This is a genomic window from Flintibacter faecis, assembly GCF_014287875.1.
GTDB classification, from domain to species: domain Bacteria; phylum Bacillota; class Clostridia; order Oscillospirales; family Oscillospiraceae; genus Lawsonibacter; species Lawsonibacter faecis_A.
Genome location: NZ_JACOPN010000002.1, coordinates 1 through 19163 on the forward strand (window position 1 = coordinate 1; position 19163 = coordinate 19163).

The following is a 19163-nucleotide window of genomic DNA, read 5'->3' on the forward strand; positions in this document are numbered from 1 at the left end:
TTTCCTCAGCGAAGCCTTTCGCGGCAAGTATATAGCGGTCCGTGAATCCCATCTTCCGGGCCAGATCACCCTGCTTTTCCGGCAATTCCGAATCGGGCGTATTGACCTGGAAAAGCGGGCCTATACCATGAAGCGTATCTATCGTTTGGTAGATGACCCAAGAGAAAATGTGTAAACCATGTGCTTGCACAATCTGTAAACCATGTTGCTCTTGACATGATAGCCGCCCCTACAAGAGACCAGGGGAGCCGGTGTAGGGGCGGATATTATCCGCCCGGAAAACTGTCCTAAAAACGGAATCCCTCAGTCAGCTTCGCTGACAGCTAGCCCTATCCTTTTTGTCCCTTCGGGACATTTCCCCTTGACAAGGGGAATCGGCCCCAAGGGGAAGGCATACTTGGCCGCCCGTTTGGGCGGCCTTTTCTTTTAGGACTTTTCACAAAAATACAGAGTTTCTTTCAAATTTTCCAGAAACGCTGTTCAAATGACAGAAGTTATGCTATACTATGTCTGTCACATGTCCGGGAGGACATTTTTTAAGAGGAAGGCCCCACGCCTGCCTCTTTTTTTCCGCCCGGACACACTTTAGGAGAGAAGAAGAGAGAAAGCGAGGAAAATTATCATGTTTGATGCGTTGTACGCAGGCTTTGCCGGGCTCATCGCCAACATCAGCAACTTTATGTACAGCTATCTGCTGATCATCCTGCTGCTGGCCGCCGGAATTTACTTCACCTGCCGCAGCAAGTTCGTCCAGCTGCGGCTGCTGGGGGAGTCGATCCGGGTGGTCAGCGAGAAGTCGGACGACGAGCACGCCGTCTCCGCCTTTGAGGCGCTGATGGTCTCCACCGCCAGCCGGGTGGGCACGGGCAACATCGTGGGCGTGGCCAACGCCATCGCCATCGGCGGCTATGGCTCCGTGTTCTGGATGTGGCTCATCGCCCTGGTGGGCGGGGCCACCGCCTTTGTGGAGAGCACCCTGGCCCAGATCTATAAAAAGCGGGACGAGCAGGGCGGCAGCTATGGCGGCCCCTCCTATTATATCCAAGCCGCTTTAAAAAGCCGTTTTCTGGGCGTGGTCTTTGCCGTGGCCCTGGTCGCCACCTATGCCGGCGGCTTTAACATGCTGGCCTCCTTCAACCTCATCGACAGCATGTCCAACTACAGCTTTTATGCCCACACCGTCACCCTGATGGGCCGCCAGTTCGCTCTGGTCCCCGTCCTCGGCGGGGCTCTGCTGGCCATTCTGGTGGGTATCTGCATCATGGGCAGCGGCAAGCGCATCGTCAAGGTCACCGGCGTGCTGGTGCCCGTGATGGGCGTGCTGTACATCATCATGGCCGTGATCGTCATGGTGCTGAACATCGGTATGCTGCCCCAGGTGCTCCAGCGCATCTTCTCCGCCGCCTTCGACGTGAAGGCCATCTTCGGCGGTGCTGCGGGCTTTGGCTCCTCCGCCGTGATGCAGGGCATCAAGCGGGGCCTCTACTCCAACGAGGCCGGCGTGGGCTCCGCCCCCAACGCCGCCGCCGCCGCCAACGTGTCCCACCCCGTCAAGCAGGGCCTGGTGCAGATGCTGTCCGTGTTCATCGACACCATTCTGGTCTGCACCGCCACTGCGATGATGTGCCTGTGCACCGGTATCATCCCCTCTGAGGAGCTGAAGGGCGCGCCCTTTGTCCAGTCCAGCCTGTCCACCACCTTCGGCCCCGTGGGCCCCTATTTCATCACCTTCGCCCTGCTGCTGTTCGCCTTTACCACCCTGCTGGGCAACCTGTTCTACTGCGAGGGCTGCCTGAACTACATCGCCGGGCACACCCTGGAGAAGGGTCCCATGAACCTGTTCCGGGTGATCGCCTGCCTGGTGGTCTTTCTGGGCGCTCAGATGAAGTTCGGCCTGGTGTGGGACCTGGCCGACGTGCTCATGGGCGTAATGGCTCTCATCAACCTGCCCGTCATCCTGATCCTGGGCGGCACCGCCATGCGTGCCCTGAACGACTATCTGGCCCAGAAGAAGGCCGGCAAGGACCCGGCCTTCAAAGCCGCCTCCATCGGCCTGAAAGAAAAAACCGACTTTTGGAACTAACTGCTCCCCCTATTTTTGCGCATTTTCTGCCCGCAGACCGGTGTTTTCCGGCCTGCGGGCGTTTTTTTGCCACTTTGCACAAAAACCCGATTCTTTTTAGGGCGTATCTACAAAATTCTGGGTTTTTATCGATTTCTGGGAATTTTATGGGTAAAACAACAAGATGCAACCAGTTTTGCAACCCCCACGCGCTATACTTTTCTCAGAAAGCGGGGGACAATATTTCCCGGTCCCCGGAAATAACTGAAACGGCAAACCGGAGGAAACGCCGGGGCGCAAAGCCATGGGGGCTAAAGCGGCACCGCCGCCATGCCAGCCCGGCCACCACATATTTCGATTTTCCTGAAAATAAGAAAGGAGAAACGAAAGATGGAACGTAAACTGAGAAAGCTATTAGCCCTGGTCACAGCCTTCAGCCTGTCTATGAGCCTGCTGGGCGTGACCGCATTCGCTGACGAGGACAATAGTCCCCCTTCTGCGGACACTGACACCTCTGCGGCGGAGCATTCGCATAACCCCGTCGCCTGCTCCACTTGCAATGGAACTCACAAGATCACCGAGACCCAGGACTGCCCCGACTGTGAAGGCCCGGCGGAGGTGGATATGGTCGAATGCCCCAAGTGTGAAGGCGAGGGGCAGGTCCTTAACATGGACTGGAATCGTCCTTGCCCTCACTGTAATGGCAAGGGCTGTGACGACCCCTTCTGCTATTTTGGGTATGAACTTTTTCCTATAGACTGTCCTAATTGCTCCGGCTCCGGTCAGATTCCCGACCCTGATGCCGTGGTCTGTTCTACTTGTAAGGGCTCCGGCGAAATTGAGGTCCCCGTGGACTGCCCCGACTGCGACGAAAACGGCAAGGTGGACTGCACCGGCAGCTTTGACTCCGGCGTGCTCACTGCCGTGAACAGCGACAGCGGCGAGGGCACCATGACCTACACCTGCGCCGCCTGCGGGGCCAGCTATACCGAGTCCCTGTCCGCCGAGGAGACCCTCCAGCTGGTGTGCTCCAACATAAAGGTGACCTTCACCGCCCCCGCTTTTGTTCAGGCCGGCAAATCGCTGACCTACACTGTTAAGGTCACCAACAACAACAATGTCGCTGCAAAGGGCCTGGCTATCTTCCTGAAATTCAGCAAAAACGTGACTGATGTTTCTGTTAAAAACGTGGTGTCGCCTGATTTTGACGCGGATACCCACACCCTAAAGATGAACCTGGACCTATTTGGTCCTGCCCAGACCAGTAAGGGCCCCAACAGCAAAACCATCACCGTCACTGCCAAAACTGTCTCTGGCGAGGGCGAGGATCAGACCGTCACCGTTGAACCCGGCGACGAGGTGACCGTCGACTGGACCGTCGACTATCAGACCCAGACCGTGGACAGCGGCTCCGCCGTCACCACCATCTCCAAGTACCCTGTCGTTAAAAAAGTGACTTTGGCCGGTCTGAACCTGGGCTACCGCTACTATGCCAACGCCAAGGGACCTGATGCAACGAACATGGAGACGCCCCTCAACAGCTTCGTCTGTACCTTCGATTCTCTGGAAACTCAGGCGCTCTCTTTCGACGATGCGCTGGGCGCTGACAATGGATTTCCCATCGACTTCCCCTTCTCCAAGAGCGGCTCTGTGCAGAACTGCAAGACCGACCGCACCTGGGTCTGCGTGGGCTTTGTGCCCTACTCCAGCTATGGCTACACCGACATGGGCATTTTGAAGAACTATATGTTCAGCAAGACCGGCGAGGACGGCTTTAAAACCGGCTCTCTGGACGATGCCAAAAACTTTGTGACGCAAAACGGCGGTGTGTGCTATGGTGAGGTCGCTTCCGACGAACAGATCGAAGGATTTGTGAAAGCCACCGGCAAGTCCGACTCCTTTGTTCTGATGACCGTGTGGTACCTGCCCGGAACCGCCGGTTTCGAGCTGCGGGACGGCTATGACCTCACCATTCCCGCCGTTCCCTCCGCCGCCTATCAGCCCACCAGCCAAGGCGTGGAGATCAAGCCCGACCTAGACAGCGTCCACGCGGTGGACGGCAAGCCCCACACCTTTGAGGGCGAGCTGACCGTCACCATCGGCAGCAGTGCCCCCAACACCATCCACATCAACCTGAGCGATGCCCTGACCGCGCTGATGGGACGGGCCTCCCACCTGGACAACAACGCCATCCAGCCCGGCGACGTGATGAACTATCACGTGAAGCTGGTGAACAACAGCGGCAAGGATTTTCAGTATGTGGCCGACTCCGCTTTTGCTGCCACGATAGACCGCTATGTGGACGGCCAGCAGTCCCTGGGCACCGGCTTTGACGGCTATCAGATTGCCGCCTCCCTCCCCGACGGCAGCACCGAGTTCTGCGCCATCCCCCGCCGTGTTGCGAATGATGCGCTGAAGTTCCTGGGCGTTGACAAGGACCTCAGCGACGAGGCCATCGGTGCTCTGCTCCTTGCCAAGGGCTACGGCGAGGGCGAAGAGCTGACCCCCGCCCAGATCACCCAGAAGTACCTGGCCCCCTTCTATCTGGACTTTTTGAACAGCCAGCGGGCCGAGGATGCCCAGTTGGCCCACAGCTTCCTGGACCTGACCGGCGCCGAGTTTGCCCGCCTGACCAACTATGACAATCAGAACGGCTATCAGCCCGGCGTGCCGGAGACCTGCGAGACCGTGGCCCAGGCCTTCTACTACTTCTACTATGGCGTGAACTTCACCGTCAACGGCACCAGCATCTATGACCAGATGAAGGACCACGCCGCTATGAACAAGCTGGTCTCCGATGCCCTGTCCGGTGACGGGACCTATACCCTCACCAGCCAGATCGCCGGTGCGACCACCAACAACGCCTTCCAGGACACCGCTTTCCGCTTTGGCATGCAGTTCAGCATGGCGTACACCCCCACCTCCGCCCCCGACGGGCCTGGGGGCGGCGGCGGTGGTGGCCGGGATGACGATCCCACGCCCCCCGCTCCCCCCGTGGATATCCCCGAGGAGCCCACTCCTCTGGCCCCCCTCCCCGGCAAGGATGTGACCCCTGAGCAGCCCGCCCCCGATGCGGACGCTCCCCTCACCGACCTGTCCGATGAGGAGGTCCCCAAGGCCGACGTGCCCAAGACGGGAGATGCCTCCCTGCTGTGGCTGGCTCTGTCCGGTCTGTCCGGCTCCGGCCTGGCCGCCCTGGCTCTGCAGGACCGCAGAAAGAAACACGACAACTGATCCCCGCACCCAAGCCGCTCCCCCACCGGGGAGCGGCTTTCATCGTGTCAATCAACCCGTTTCTGTCATTCCGAGGAGCGCAGCACCCGCAAGGGGTACGCCGCATCCGTGACTGATAGGGCGGGCGGATGGGGACATCCGCCCCTACGGAATGTGACGAACCTTGTCCGTAGGGGCCGCTGTCCTCAGCGGCCCGCCGGGGCGTATGCGCCCTTGGCTCCCCCTGTGGGGGAGCTGGCACGGCAAAGCCGTGACTGAGAGGGCGGGCGGATGGAGACATCCGCCCCTACGGAATGTGACGAATCTCGTCCGTAGGGGCCGCTGTCCTCAGCGGCCCGCCGTCGGCGCAGCACCCGCAAGGGGCACGCCGCATCCCCCGTCCCTTGGCCCCCTTGTCAAAGGGGGCTGGCATCGCAAAGCGATGACTGAGGGATTCCGTTTTTAGGACAGCTTTCTGGTGGTCGGAATCCTTCCGTCACGGCTTCGCCGTGCCACCTCCCTTTGACAAGGGAGGCTGTTGGACGGGGTTACGGATTGCCACGTCGGGCTTTGCCCTCCTCGCAATGACAGGCTTTTTTGACAGTCTCCAAGCCGCTCCCCCGCCGGGGAGCGGCTTTTTCATGCCGATGCAGCATAAGAAATTCCCACCCCGCTGCACAGCAGGGTGGGAACACACAGCAGAATATTCTGTTTTTGTCTGTCTGCTTAAAACTCACTCAGCGCTGAGAAAACTTGTCCCAAAAGGTCAGCAGCCCCGCCTTGAAGCACAGCAGCATGGACACCGCCGCACCAAAGGAGGCCCCCAGGGGGTCCAGCAGAATGGCGGCGGTACAGATCACGGCATCGTTCAGATACAGGTGCCCGCCGGGCACGGGGACACCTGTTACCCGCCATCGGCCGCAGACAAAAGCAGTGCGCAGCTCCCGTGGGAGCCGCGCACTGTCTGGCGATATGCGGAATGTTTTTCCTGCCGGTTCAGATTCAGGCCATGGCCTTTTCCTTCTTGGCGGCGAAGAACTGATAGGCATAGATGCCGCCCACCACTACCAGGCCGATCACGTCGGACACGGCGCCGGGGATCATCATGCCCAGGCCGCCCAGGGCCATAAGCACACGGAAGATGGGGTTCATCTGGCGGAACAGGAAGCCGTTCAGGGCCGCCGCCACGCCGAAGATACCCAGCAGGGAGGTGATGCAGATCTGGATGACCTGGAGGACGATCATAGCGGTGGAGGTCCCGGCCTCAAACTCGAAAAGCATCACGGGGCTGAAGGCGAAGATATAGGGCACGATGAAGGCTGCGATGGCCAGACGGGTGGCGTTGAAGGCGGTCTTCATGGGCGGAGCCTTGGCAATGGCGGAGCCGGCGTAGGCGGCCAGGGCCACGGGCGGGGTGATGTCGGCCACGATGCCGAAGTAGAACACGAAGAAGTGGGCGCACACCCGGGGGATGCCGATCTGGGGGCTCATCAGGATGGGGGCGCAGGTGGCGGCCATGATGCAGTAGTTGGCGGTGGTGGGCACGCCCATGCCCAGCACGATGCAGCACAGCATGGTTAGCGCCAGGGCAATGATGGCGTGGCCGCCGGACACGTTGACGATGATGGTGATGAGCTTAGAGGCCAGGCCGGTGGAGGTGATGCATCCGGCCACCAGGCCGGCCATGGCGCAGGCCACAGCCACGGTAATGGTGCCCTTGCCGCCCGCTTCCAGAGCGTCCAGACACTTGGTCAGGGTGATGCGGTCGTCCTTGTTCACCAGACCCACCAGAATGGTGATGCCGATGGCCACGGAGGCGGAGAACTGCATGGTGTACATGTTGGTGGACACCATGACCACCAGGATGATCAGAGGCAGCAGCAGATACAGCTTGGGCAGCAGATTCTTGATCTTGGGCAGCTCCTCCTTGGACAGGCCCCGCAGCCCCAGGCGCTTGGCCTCCAGGTGGACGGCGATGTAAATGCCGGTGAAGTACAGCACGGCGGGCAGGATGGCCTTCAGGGCCACCTGGGCATAGGGGATGCCCATATACTCGGCCATCAGGAAGGCGGCAGCACCCATGATGGGGGGCATGATCTGGCCGCCGGTGGAGGAGGCCGCCTCAACGGCTCCGGCAAACTGGGGCTGATAGCCCGTCTTTTTCATCATGGGGATGGTGACGGAACCGGTGGTCACGGTGTTGCCCACGGAGGATCCGGACACCATGCCGCACAGGGCGGAGGAGATGACGGCCACCTTGGCCGGGCCGCCGGCGCTGGAACCGGCCACGCAGTTGGCCAGGTTGATGAAGAAGGCGGAGATGCCCGTCCGCTCCAAAAACGCGCCGAAGATGATGAAGACCACGATGTACTTGGCGCACACGTTGATGGGGGTGTTCATCAAGCCGGTGGTGGTGTAAAACAGGTCATAGACCACCTTGCCGAATCGGACGTTCATAAAGGTGTAGATCAGCAGGCAGCCCACCACACACAAAATGGGGATGCCCACGCTGCGGCGGCAAAGCTCCATCAGCGCCAGCACGCCGATGATGGCGATGGCCACCATGAAGGGGTCCTTGGTCACTCGGGTAGCCAGCTTGATGATATCCTTGGCGTGATAGGCGAAATAGAAGAAGGGGAATGCCCCCGCCACCATGATGAGGATGTCGTACCAGGGCATGTGGTTGACCTTTGTGATCCCTTTGCGGATGGGGAAGTTCAGATAACCCAGGATCAGGATAGAGCCCAGGAACACGTTCAGCTTGACCTCTGGAATGGCCACGCTGAACAGGGTCACCCAGATGCAGTAGACCGAGAAAATGATGCTCAGCAGGCGTACAATGGTCTTGGGCATTCCCTCCCAAACACGCACATTGGATTCCCGGTCATACTTTTTCATGACCTCTTCCACGTCGGCGGCGGTGCCGACATCCACTTCCGGTTCTAAGGTTTTGTTGTCCTTTACGTCCATAGCGTCTCCTTTCTCCAAAAACAGCTCCCTCGTCTCCTTCAACTGCGGAACACGGGCCGCCCCGCCGGATGCCGTCCGGCGGAGCCGCCGCTGTCCCGCAGTCGGGTTCTGGCGGCGGGTGCGGCGGGTTTTGCCCCGCCGCACCCATGCGTTTCTGTCTTAAAGTTGTGCTTGCAGGCGCTTACTTGCCGTTGACAGTGATGCCCTTGTCGGCAAAGTAGGCCACAGCGCCGGGGTGATACGGCACGGCCTCGTAGGAGGCGGCGAAGTCCAGATTCAGCTCAGCGCCCTTGGCGTGGGCGGCGGTGATGTCGTCCACATTCTCGAAGATGCCATACAGGAAGTTGTACACATCGGCATCGGACACGTCGTCACGGGCGATGACCACGGCACCCACGGCCACGGTGGTCACGTCCTCGGGCATGTTATAGGCATCCTTGGAGATGGTGACCTTGCTGTAGTAGGGGGAGTCGGCCAGCAGCTTGTCGATGTGCTCGTCGTCCAGGCTCACCAGATAGACGGGCTTGCTGGCTGCCAGAGAGGTGATGGCGGTGGTGGGGGCGCCGGCAACCACGAAGGCGGCGTCGATCTTGCCGTCCTGCAGGGACTCAGCGCTGTCGCCGAAGGACTGATAGGTGGGGTTGATGTCCTTCTCCACGTCCAGGCCATAGGCGCTCAGCACATCCACGGCGTTGTAGTACACGCCGGAACCGGCAGCGCCCACGGAGACGTTCTTGCCCTTCAGGTCGGCCACGGACTTGATGCTCTCGTCCAGGGTGACGATCTGGACCTGCTCCACATACAGGTTGGCCACGGTGGAGAAGTTATCCACCTTGCCGGTCTCCTCGAACAGGCGGGTGCCGTTGTAGGCATAAGCGCCCACGTCGGTCTGGACAAAGCCCAGCTGGGCATCGCCCATATCCAGGGCCTCTACGTTGGCCTGGGAGCCGCCGGAGGTGATGGCGGTAACGGTGGTGCTGGTGGTCTCGCTGACCTTGCCGGCCAGAACGCCGCCAAAGCCATAATAAGTACCCTGGTCGCCGCCGGTGGAGAAGGTCAGGCTGGTGCCGCCGTCCTTGGGGGCCAGACCGTCGGAAGCCATGCTGGAAGAAGCGCCGCCGGAAGAGGCAGCACCGCCGGAGCTGGCGGCAGGCTTGTCATTGGAACCGCAGGAGGCCAGGGACATGGTCAGCATCATAGAGGCCGCCAGGGCAAGAGCAAGTTTCTTTTTCATATTGATTTCCTCCAATTCGTCTTGTTTTGAAGCAGGATTTCTTGCACCATGATTGTACTACATTTTCGCCAAAAATGCAATGACTTTTTTCGGGGTTTATTGTTTCTTTACACACGGTACGATTTTTCAACTTTTGTTTGTTAATTTTTCGTGATAAGAAACTAAATTTTTCGTCCATCCATCTTGTTTCCTCATCTTTCTCCACCTGATTTGTCCTGGTCATTGTGCCCAAGCTGTATGCAGCTGTTGGTGCAAAAAGTCGAATGGGGGCTAAAAAAACCTCCGGCCGTCTGCCGGAGGTTTTCATTGACCGTTTACGTGATAACACCCTTCAGGGCCTGGGCGATCTGGTCGGGACAGGAGGTCTTCTTCATGCCGCAGCGGATGCCCTCCATGCGCCGCACCGCCTCCTCCGGGGTCATGCCCTGCAGCAGGGCGGCCACGCCCTGGAGATTTCCATTGCAGCCCCCCTCGGCCTTTACCGACCGGATCACGCCGTCCTCCACCTGGATGGTGAATTTACGGGCGCACACGCCCTTGGGAATATAATCAAACGTCATTTGCTTTCTCCTCACGATCTTGCGGCCCAGTGCCGTTTTCGACATTGTACCACAGGGGGAGAAAAATCTCAAGCCAGCGCCCCCCGCTTCTTCTGCAGCTGCAGGCGGTCAGCGATCATGGCGATAAACTCACTGTTAGTGGGCTTTCCCTTCGCGTTGGAAACCGTATATCCGAAGTATTTCTGCAGGGTCTCCAGGTCGCCCCGGTCCCAGGCCACCTCGATGGCGTGGCGGATGGCCCGTTCCACCCGGCTGGCGGTGGTGCCAAAGCGCTTGGCCACTTCGGGATAGAGCACCTTGGTCACGGCATTGATCACGTCGATGTCCTCTACCGCCAGAAGGATGGCCTCCCTCAGATACTGATATCCCTTAATGTGGGCGGGCACACCCACATCATGGATGATGGCGGTGATCTGCGTCTCCAGCTCTGTGCTCCGGTCCTCCAGCTCTGGGTCCAATCCGGCGGCGGAGGTCACCTGCCTGATGCGCTCGCACACGGTGCTGGCCCGGCAGGGCTTGGTGAGATAGTAGTCCGCTCCTTTTGCCCCGGCGATCTCCGCCACATTGCCCCGAATGTAGCTGGACAAGATCACCACCCTGGGCCGATGCTCCAGTTTAGCAAGTCCATCCAGGACTTCCAATCCGTCCAGGCTCGTCAGCACCATCTCCATCACGATCACGTCCGGCTGCAGGCTCTGCGTCAGCCGCAGCAGCTCCGCGCCGTCTCCTGTCTGACCTACGATTTGGATATCCGGCTCATTTTCCACAGCTGCGGCAAAGCCATCCCGAAACTCTTCCCCCGTATCTGCAAGCAAGACCCGTCTGATCCCCTCCATAGGACATTTCCTCCTTTACCAAACAAAATTTTTCCTCCAATTCGCTCCGCCCCTGGTCATTTCGACTGACCAACTATAATTTACCATATTCAGACAGTCTGCGCAAGAGCTTTGTTCCATTTTCTGTCATATATTTTTCAGGAGTTTCGACATCCTTTTGGGGATATTACTTGGATTTTACAACATTCTTCTCTTTGTCCTTGATCTTGATATTTTATATCGCCGCAGGGAATGCTATTTTACCGTGTAGAAGCTAAAAAAAGCGGGACAGAAAAGGGGAGGTTTTCTCCCCTTTCCCGCCCGCTCTTCCCGGTCAGCCCGCCGCCCGGCACATGTTTTCGGCAAAAATACCATATCCCCGGGTGGGGTCGTCAATGAGGACGTGGGTCACGGCCCCGGCCAACCGTCCATCCTGGAGAATGGGCGAGCCGGACATGCCCTGGACGATGCCCCCGGTGGCGGACAGCAGCTTTGGGTCCGTCACCTCCAGCATCAGATTCCGGGTGCCGTCCCCGGACCGGGAGACATGGGTGATCTCCACCTGAAACTCCTCCACCTGCTCCCCCCGGATATTGGACAGGATGGTAGCCGGGCCGGTGTGGACCTGGTCACACCGGGCCACCTCCACCGCCCCTGTCCCACCGGAAAGCCGCTGCGCCGTCCGTCCGAACACCCCCTGGCTGGTGTTGGCATACAGGCTGCCCAGGTCGGCCGTCAGGTCAAAATCCCCGTGGAGCTCCCCTGGCGCGCCCGCCCGGCCCCGCTCCACCCCGGACACGGTGGCCGCCATGATGCCCCCGGACTCCAGCGGCATCAGCGACGCAGTGTCCACATCGTTGATGCCGTGGCCCAGGGCGGCGAACACGCCGGTATCCGGGTCCCAAAAGGTCATAGTGCCGATGCCCGCCATAGAGTCCCGCAGCCACACCCCCAGCTGATAGGTCCCCTGGCGGTTAGCCACCGGCGCTGCGGTGAGCTGCACCTGCTTCTCCCCCCGCATGGCCTGGATGGTCAGCGGCTGCCCCTTGTGCCGCTCCACCTGGTCCTGCATCTGCTGGATGGTGTCCACCTGGTCCCCGTCCACGTGGGTGATCACGTCCCCCAGCTTCAGGCCGCAGTCCTTGCCCGGGCTTTTGCTGCCCTGGTCGGTCTCGATGGCAGACAGGCCCACCACCAGCACTCCGTCGGAAAACAGCTTGATGCCCACCGCACGGCCCAGGGGCACCACCCTTCGGCTCACTGCGCCGCCCTGCTGTCCCGGAGACCAGGCCGCCCCGGCCCGAAACTGCTCCCCGGTCAGCCCCAACAGCACGGCCATACAGGCCATCCCCGCCAGGGCCGTCCGCCAGCCCCTCTTTCGCTTTTTCTTCAAACACCCTCCCCCCTTCTTGCGGGCGGCTGCCAGCCGGTCTTCTTTTTTCGCCATAAAATCAAAAAGAGAGCCGCCCGGCACTGCCTGCCGTCCGCCCTCTCATTATGGCCCGCCGGATCACGACGCTATCCCTGGTCCGGCCTTCCTCTTCTTCCAATCCAATCGGCAAAAAACCGCCCAGCCGGGACTTATGGCAGTCTCTGGCTGGGCGGCACAAGCCAATTTTCCGTTTTTTGATCGAAATGACCGCTTATTCCTCGGTCTTGGCGGCCTCCTCCGGCTGCTCCGGGGCGGCGGGCTCCTCCTCGGCAAAGTCGGCCTGGGTGGCCTCCTCGGCAGGCTGGGCCGCAGGGCCGTCCACAATGGGGCCGTCGTCCACGATGACGGTATCATCGCCGGTCTTCCCCTCACCGATCACCGCCTTCAGCTCGGCAATGCGGTCGTTGTTGGTCTCGATGGCGGCCCGGGCGGCATCAATGCGCTCGCAGGCAGCCACATAGGCCCCGTCGGGTGCCGCACCCTTCTCAGCATAATAGAGCTTGCCCAGCTCAATGTAAGCCTTCTTAATGGTGTCCTCCTCGCCCAGGTTGGCGGTTTTCAGCTTGGCGATCTCGGCCAGACGCTTGGACTGGGCCACACCAGCCTGAGCCAGGTCCATGGCGCGGTCCTTCATGTTATCAAAGAAACCCATAGGGAAGCCTCCTTCATCTTTAAACATATTTTTATTCTATCTCATTTTTGCCCCCGGCGCAAGGACCCCCGGCAGATTTTATGAAATCTTCATAGTTTCTCCTCCGGCTCCTGTGCTCTGGGGTGCAGCAGGGCCAGAATCCCCTTACGGATCAGGTCCAGCGGGATGACGGAGCCGGCCAGAACGATCACCACGGCCCAGCCGGCCGGGGAGAAGGGCACGCAGTGGAACATCCGGCTCAGCCAGCCCAGCCCGGGGAGCAGCGCCGCGTTGACGACGACCGCCTGGACGGCTACGACGATGGCAAACACCTGCAAAAAACCCCGGTTCTCGTCCAGGCCCCGGAAGATGTGTCCCCCCTCGTCCCGCACGTTAAAGCCGTTAAAGAGGGCGCTCCAGATGAACAGGACGAAATAGGCGCTCAAACGCTGCTCCGTGGTCTGGAACAGGTCATTGAAACAGGGAGCTTTCAGGAAGAAGAAGCTCAGTGCCGTCAGCCACAGGCCCGCCGCCCCGATCTGCGCGGCCATGGGACAGCTGACGATACTCTCGTCCCGGCGGCGTGGCTTCTCCCGCATATAGGCCTTCTGGGCGGGCTCGCTGCCCAGCATCATGGCTCCCAGACCGTCCATCACCAGGTTGACAAACAGCAGATGGGTCACCTGCAGGGGCTCGTCCACCCCAAAGAAGGGGGCGATGGCGCTGACCACCACGGCAGTGAAGTTGATGGTCAGCTGGAACTTGCAGAATTTCAGGATGTTGTGATAGATGGTGCGGCCATACCAGATAGCGTCCCGAATGGACTTGAAGTTGTCGTCCAGGATGACGATCTTGCCCGCCTCTTTGGCGGCCTGGGTCCCGCTGCCCATGGCAAAACCCACATCGGCCCGCTTTAGTGCGGGGGAATCGTTCACCCCGTCCCCCGTCATGCCCACCACCAGGCCCATCTCCTGGCACAGGCGGACCATACGGGACTTATCTGTGGGCAGGGCCCGGGCGATGACCCGGATGCGGGGGACGATCCGCTTCACCTCGTCATCGCTGAGGCGGTTCAGCTGGGCAGAGGTGATGGCCAGGTCGTCATTTTTCTGCAGCAGACCGGCATCCCGGGCGATGGAGGCCGCCGTCTCCAGCCGGTCCCCGGTGATCATCACCACCTGAATGCCCGCCCGCTGGACAGAGGCGATGGCCTGCCGGGCCTCGGGCCGCACGTCGTCCCGGATGGCCACAAAGCCGATGATCACCGTGTCCGGGTTGATCTGGTCGTGGACCATCTCCTGCTGGGAATAGCCCAGGGCCAGCACCCGCATGGACCGGGCGGCCAGCTCGTCGATCTTCCGGTTCACCACCTCCGAGTCGATGTCCCGGACCTCGCCCCCCAGGCTCACATAGCGTTTCGCCCTGGCCAACAGCCGCTCCGGTGCCCCCTTGTAAAAGGTCTTGCCCAGATCGGCCAGATAGGCCTGGCTGAACTTGTTGGAGGAGTTGAAGCTCTGGCTCTGCGTAATGGCGCAGCCGCTCTCCAGCTGGGCGTATACCTCCGCCCCGATGAGCTTCATCAGGGCCTGGTCTGTGGCGTTTCCGCCGACGACATTGCCCTGGCCGTCGAACATGGACTGGCTGTTTTTGCCGATAGCCAGGTCCAGCAGGCTTTTGGTGACGGTGTGCTGGTCCAGCTCCTCCAGGGGGATGGTGATGCCCCCGGCAGTGAAGAACTCCACCACCTCCAGCCGGCCCTTGGTAATGGTGCCCGTCTTGTCGCTGAACAGGATGTTCAGGGAACCCGCCGTCTCGATGCCCTCGGCCTTGCGCACCAGCACGTTGTGGTCCAGCATTTTACTGGTATTCTGCATCAGCACCAGCGAGATCATCAGGGGCAGCCCCTCGGGCACGGCGCACACCACAATGACCACCGCCAGGGACAGGGCATCCACCGCGTTTTTCAGCACAGGGACAAACCCCTGGGACAGATAGTTCCCAAAGCCCCCCGCCACCAGCACCGAGTGGCCCAGGTACATGGCGGCGATGACCACCGCGCCGATATAGCCGAATTTAGAGATCAGCCCTGCCAGCCGGGCCAGCTTTACCTTTAGGGGGGAGTCGGGCTCGTCGGCCTGCATCTCCTGGGCCATGCGGCCCATCATGGTGGACACGCCCACCTGCTGCACGTCCAGCACGCCCTCGCCGTCGAAAAGGACCGCCCCACGGAACAGAGAGCTGCCGTCCACAAACACGTCTCCGGTGATGTCCTGGGGCAGCCGCGTCCCCTCTGGGGCGGCGGTCTTGGGGCACTCCTCCGCCTCGCCGTTCAGGGCGGAGTTGTCCACCCGCACCCCGCCGGAGATCAGCACGCCGTCGGCGGGAATTTTATCCCCAGCCTGGAGCAGAACCTTATCCCCCACCACCACCTGGTCCACGTCCAGAATGGTGATGATGCCGTCCCGATACACCTTGCACCGGTCCTTTTTGGCGCTGCCCTTCAGCTGGCGGTATTTCGTGTCGCTGGCTACCCCCGTCTTGGCAGAGACGATGGCCACCAGGATCACCGCCAGGATGGTCCCGGCGGGTTCATATACGTCGGCATAGCCGAACAGACACATGACCACCATCAGCAGGGCCACCGCCAGCAGGATGCGGATCATGGGGTCCTGGAACGTGGCCTTGAACTCCGCCCAGAAGGTGGTCGGCTCCGACTCTGGAATGGCATTGCTGCCGTACTTCTCCCGGGAGAGGGCCGCCTCCCGCTCTGACAGGCCTGTGAACTGTGTCATGGTGTCCTCCTTGTCTTGCAAACTGCGGATCTGTGAAAAATTCAGAAAGGGCTGCCGCAAAATTCACGGCAGCCGCAGTCTGTAACGTTGCTTACAGGTTCATATATCAGGCGTGGATGCCCCGGTTCTGATCGCCCTCGGAGTTGACACCGAACTCATAGTCATTGCCGGGCAGGATGGCGTTGAGGAGGATGCCAGCCAGGGCGGCAATGGCCAGACCGGTGAGGGTGATGGAGGTACCGGCCACATGGAAGGTCAGGCCGCTGGAGAAGCCCAGGCCGCACACCAGGATGACGGCGGCGATAATCAGGTTGCGGGACTTGGTAAAGTCCACCTCGTTCTCCACGATGTTGCGCACACCGATGGCGGAGATCATGCCGTACAGGATGAAGGACACGCCGCCCACGATGGCGGAGGGCATAGAGCCGATGACCTCGGCCATCTTGGGGATGAAGCCCAGGATGACGGCAAAGCAGGCGGCGATGCGGATGACCCGGGGGTCATGGACGTTGGACAGCACCAGCACGCCGGTGTTCTCGCCATAGGTGGTGTTGGCGGGGCCGCCGAACATGGCGGACAGAGAGGTGGCCAGGCCGTCGCCCACCAGGGTGCGGTGCAGGCCGGGGTCCTGGAGGAAGTTGCGCTCGGTGGTGGCAGAGATGGCGGACATATCGCCGATGTGCTCCATCATGGTGGCCAGGGCGATGGGGGCCATGACCAGAATGGCGGTCACATCGAACTTGGCCAGCTGGAAGGGGGGCAGACCCACGATACCGGCCTGGGCCACGGCGGTGAAATCCATCAGGGGCTGGGCGGTGCCGTCAGCGCCCATAACAGTCACGCCGCAGGCATTCATAATCAGGGCGGCAATATAGGAGACCACCACGCCCATGAGGATGGGGATGATCTTGAACATCCCCTTGCCCCAGATGTTGAACACGATGATGGTGGCCAGAGCGATGAGGGCCAGGGGCCAGCAGCTGGAGGCGTTGTTCACAGCGGAGGGGGCCAGGGTCAGGCCGATGCACACAATGATGGGACCGGTGACCACGGGGGGCAAAAAGCGCATGACCTTCTTCACGCCCGCCAGCTTGATGACCAGGGCCAGGATCAGATACAGCAGGCCGGCCACCACAATGCCGCCGCAGGCGTAGCTCAACTTATCCTGGGGGTCCATGGCGGCGTACATGCCGCTGTCCAGATTGGCCATGGTGGCAAAGCCGCCCAGAAAGGCGAAGGAGGAGCCCAGGAAGGCGGGCACCTGGAACTTAGAGCACACATGGAAGAACAATGTGCCGATGCCGGCAAAGAACAGGGTGGTCTGGATGCTCAGAGGCAGGCCGTACTGCCGCACCAGAATGGGCACCAGAATGGTGGCGCCAAACATAGCGAACATGTGCTGCAGACCCAGGATGAGCATCTTGGGCAGCCCGAGCGTCCGGGCGTCGCGGATAGGTTGATTCGGATTCATATCTTTTCTCCCTTCTGATTCAAACACGCGCAAAAAAAGAGACAACCACCTTGTGATTGTCACCGCAAAAAGAAAAGACGAATCCGCTTGAAGTGTTCCGGCGCTCTCTCCAGCTTGGCCACAGCGGACTCCCCCTTCCTGATTTCTGTGATATCATAGCAGAATCTGCCGGAATGCGCAAGAGAAAATATGGCCTTTTGTCGTTTTTTCTTGAATGTACAAGAACTTTGCCCCCTGGGGCCCATCGTTGTGCCATCCGCCATTGACTTTTTCCCTTGCAGCCGATAAACTATATCTGATTTTTAGTTCAGCCACTGGAAGATTTACACTCTGCTATTGCCGAGGAAGCCAACGCAGCGATCTTCATTTTTTCGTCTATTGGCCTCCCTTGTCAAAGGGAGGTGGCACGGCGAAGCCGTGACGGAAGGATTCCGATCACAGGAAAGCCGTCTTAGAAACGGAATCCCTCAGTCATCGCCTGCGGCGATGCCAGCCCCCTTTGACAAGGGGGCCTGACCTCTCAGTTGCCTTCGGTGACAGCTCCCCTTTCAGGGGAGCCAGGGGACGTGAAAAACAAATCGTCGCTTTGCTCCTGGCAATGACAGAACGCGGATACTATAGAAAAAGGAGCGAATGCATTGAAAAAGCCCTTCGTTACCCTGGAGCAGCTCCAGACCATCACCCAGCAGTACCCCACTCCCTTCCACCTGTATGACGAGAAGGGCATCCGGGACACCGCCCGGGCGCTGTATAAGGCCTTCTCCTGGAACCCCGGCTATCGGGAGTTCTTCGCCGTGAAGGCCACCCCCAACCCCCAGATTTTGAAAATTCTAAAAGAGGAAGGCTGCGGCACCGACTGCTCCTCCCTCACCGAGCTGATGATGTCTGACCGCTGCGGCTTTGCCGGGGACGAGATCATGTTCTCCTCCAACGACACCCCCGCCGAGGAGTTCGCCCTGGCCGCCAAGCTGGGGGCCACCATCAACCTGGATGACATCAGCCACATCGACTTTTTAAAGGACACCATCGGTTATATCCCCAAAAAGATCTCCTGCCGCTATAACCCCGGCGGCACCTTCACCCTGGGGGAGTCTGAAGAGGGCTTTCAGGTGATGGACAACCCCGGCCAGGCCAAATACGGCATGACCCGGCCCCAGATGACCCAGGCCTTCCGCCGCCTGAAGGAGCTGGGGGCAGAGGAGTTTGGCATCCACGCCTTTTTGGCCTCCAACACCCTGTCCAACGAGTATTACCCCGCCCTGGCCGCCATCCTGTTCCAGATGGCCGTGGAGCTGAAAAACGAGACCGGCTGCCATATCACCTTCATCAACCTGTCCGGCGGCGTTGGCGTGCCCTATCTCCCCGACCAGCCCGCCAACGACATCGCTGTCATCGGCGAGGGGGTCCGCCGGGCCTATGAGGACATCTTAGTCCCCGCCGGCATGGGTGACGTGTCCCTGTGCACCGAGCTGGGCCGCTTTATGCTGGCCCCCAACGGCCACCTGATCACCCGGGTCCTCCACGAGAAGCAGACCTATAAGGACTACATCGGCGTGGATGCCTGTGCGGCCAATCTGATGCGCCCGGCCATGTACGGGGCCTATCACCACATCACCGTCATGGGCAAGGAGGACCAGCCCTGCGACCACCAGTACGACGTCACCGGCGCCCTGTGCGAGAACAACGACAAGTTCGCCGTGGACCGGATGCTGCCCAAGATCCACATCGGCGATCTGTTGGTCATCCACGACACCGGGGCCCACGGCCACGCCATGGGCTATCAGTACAATGGCCGTCTGCGCTCTGCCGAGGTGCTGCTCCAGACCGACGGCTCCACCCGCCTGATCCGCCGGGCGGAGACCCCCGAGGACTATTTTGCCACCGCCATCTGGGACTGACCGCGTCCCTTCCCTCAAAATAACGGCCGCCGCAGGAATAAGAGAAGCGCCTGCGGCGGTCTTATTTCCGCCTGGCTCACCAGGC

General features: G+C 60.4%; 13 protein-coding genes and 1 riboswitch. Of the genes, 4 read left to right on the top strand and 9 right to left on the bottom strand.

Going from position 1 to position 19163, the window contains the following annotated elements:
* From H8S55_RS14615 to H8S55_RS02725, 3 genes are all read left to right on the top strand, one after another.
* Positions 1-175, top strand: a 175-nt coding sequence (locus H8S55_RS14615; RefSeq protein WP_494545934.1) for a hypothetical protein, incomplete at its 5' end; no start/stop codon positions are given.
* A gap of 447 nt (positions 176-622) precedes the next feature.
* Entirely contained in the window at positions 623-2083 is a 1461-nt protein-coding gene (locus H8S55_RS02720; RefSeq protein WP_186877737.1) for an alanine/glycine:cation symporter family protein, read from the top strand.
* Positions 2084-2323: 240 nt separating this feature from the next.
* Positions 2324-2412: riboswitch (cyclic di-GMP riboswitch) on the top strand.
* Between the two features lie 40 nt (positions 2413-2452).
* On the top strand, positions 2453-5296 hold the full coding sequence (locus tag H8S55_RS02725) for an LPXTG cell wall anchor domain-containing protein (protein ID WP_186877738.1): 2844 nt from the start codon (positions 2453-2455) through the stop codon (positions 5294-5296).
* Positions 5297-6012: 716 nt separating this feature from the next.
* On the opposite strand, the gene H8S55_RS13930 is transcribed toward H8S55_RS02725, so the two are convergent.
* From H8S55_RS13930 to H8S55_RS02770, 9 genes are all read right to left on the bottom strand, one after another.
* Complete coding sequence (locus H8S55_RS13930) at positions 6013-6168, bottom strand: hypothetical protein (RefSeq protein ID WP_207721713.1); 156 nt, start codon at positions 6166-6168, stop codon at positions 6013-6015.
* A 109-nt stretch (positions 6169-6277) separates the two neighbouring features.
* On the bottom strand, positions 6278-8389 hold the full coding sequence (locus H8S55_RS02735) for a TRAP transporter permease (protein ID WP_366467224.1): 2112 nt from the start codon (positions 8387-8389) through the stop codon (positions 6278-6280).
* 37 nt (positions 8390-8426) lie between these two features.
* On the bottom strand, positions 8427-9479 hold the full coding sequence (locus tag H8S55_RS02740) for a TAXI family TRAP transporter solute-binding subunit (RefSeq protein ID WP_186877739.1): 1053 nt from the start codon (positions 9477-9479) through the stop codon (positions 8427-8429).
* Positions 9480-9793: 314 nt separating this feature from the next.
* Complete coding sequence (locus H8S55_RS02745) at positions 9794-10039, bottom strand: TIGR03905 family TSCPD domain-containing protein (protein WP_147563578.1); 246 nt, start codon at positions 10037-10039, stop codon at positions 9794-9796.
* 68 nt (positions 10040-10107) lie between these two features.
* Positions 10108-10875 (bottom strand): sporulation transcription factor Spo0A, encoded by a 768-nt coding sequence (spo0A, locus tag H8S55_RS02750; protein ID WP_147563577.1) that lies wholly within the window; start codon positions 10873-10875, stop codon positions 10108-10110.
* Positions 10876-11188: 313 nt separating this feature from the next.
* Positions 11189-12247 carry a SpoIVB peptidase gene (spoIVB, locus tag H8S55_RS02755; protein ID WP_243200445.1) on the bottom strand — a complete coding sequence of 353 codons (1059 nt, stop codon included), beginning with the start codon at positions 12245-12247 and terminating at the stop codon, positions 11189-11191.
* A gap of 250 nt (positions 12248-12497) precedes the next feature.
* Positions 12498-12938 carry a serine proteinase gene (locus H8S55_RS02760; RefSeq protein WP_186877740.1) on the bottom strand — a complete coding sequence of 147 codons (441 nt, stop codon included), beginning with the start codon at positions 12936-12938 and terminating at the stop codon, positions 12498-12500.
* Positions 12939-13027: 89 nt separating this feature from the next.
* Positions 13028-15709, bottom strand: a complete 2682-nt coding sequence (locus H8S55_RS02765) for a calcium-translocating P-type ATPase, PMCA-type (protein ID WP_186877741.1) — start codon at positions 15707-15709, stop codon at positions 13028-13030.
* A gap of 106 nt (positions 15710-15815) precedes the next feature.
* Positions 15816-17180 carry a uracil-xanthine permease family protein gene (locus H8S55_RS02770; protein WP_186877742.1) on the bottom strand — a complete coding sequence of 455 codons (1365 nt, stop codon included), beginning with the start codon at positions 17178-17180 and terminating at the stop codon, positions 15816-15818.
* A gap of 638 nt (positions 17181-17818) precedes the next feature.
* On the opposite strand from H8S55_RS02770, the gene H8S55_RS02775 reads away from it, so the two are divergent.
* Entirely contained in the window at positions 17819-19078 is a 1260-nt protein-coding gene (locus tag H8S55_RS02775; RefSeq protein ID WP_186877743.1) for a diaminopimelate decarboxylase, read from the top strand.
* The last annotated feature ends 85 nt before the right edge of the window (positions 19079-19163 follow it).

Excerpts from the sequence above, each read along its gene's own strand:
- H8S55_RS02770 (WP_186877742.1), bottom strand. The coding sequence starts at position 17,180 with ATGAATCCGAATCAACCTATCCGCGACGCCCGGACGCTCGGGCTGCCC.
- H8S55_RS02745 (WP_147563578.1), bottom strand. The coding sequence starts at position 10,039 with ATGACGTTTGATTATATTCCCAAGGGCGTGTGCGCCCGTAAATTCACC.
- H8S55_RS02720 (WP_186877737.1), top strand. The coding sequence starts at position 623 with ATGTTTGATGCGTTGTACGCAGGCTTTGCCGGGCTCATCGCCAACATC.
- H8S55_RS02725 (WP_186877738.1), top strand. The coding sequence starts at position 2,453 with ATGGAACGTAAACTGAGAAAGCTATTAGCCCTGGTCACAGCCTTCAGC.
- spo0A (WP_147563577.1), bottom strand. The coding sequence starts at position 10,875 with ATGGAGGGGATCAGACGGGTCTTGCTTGCAGATACGGGGGAAGAGTTT.
- H8S55_RS02765 (WP_186877741.1), bottom strand. The coding sequence starts at position 15,709 with ATGACACAGTTCACAGGCCTGTCAGAGCGGGAGGCGGCCCTCTCCCGG.
- H8S55_RS02760 (WP_186877740.1), bottom strand. The coding sequence starts at position 12,938 with ATGGGTTTCTTTGATAACATGAAGGACCGCGCCATGGACCTGGCTCAG.
- H8S55_RS02740 (WP_186877739.1), bottom strand. The coding sequence starts at position 9,479 with ATGAAAAAGAAACTTGCTCTTGCCCTGGCGGCCTCTATGATGCTGACC.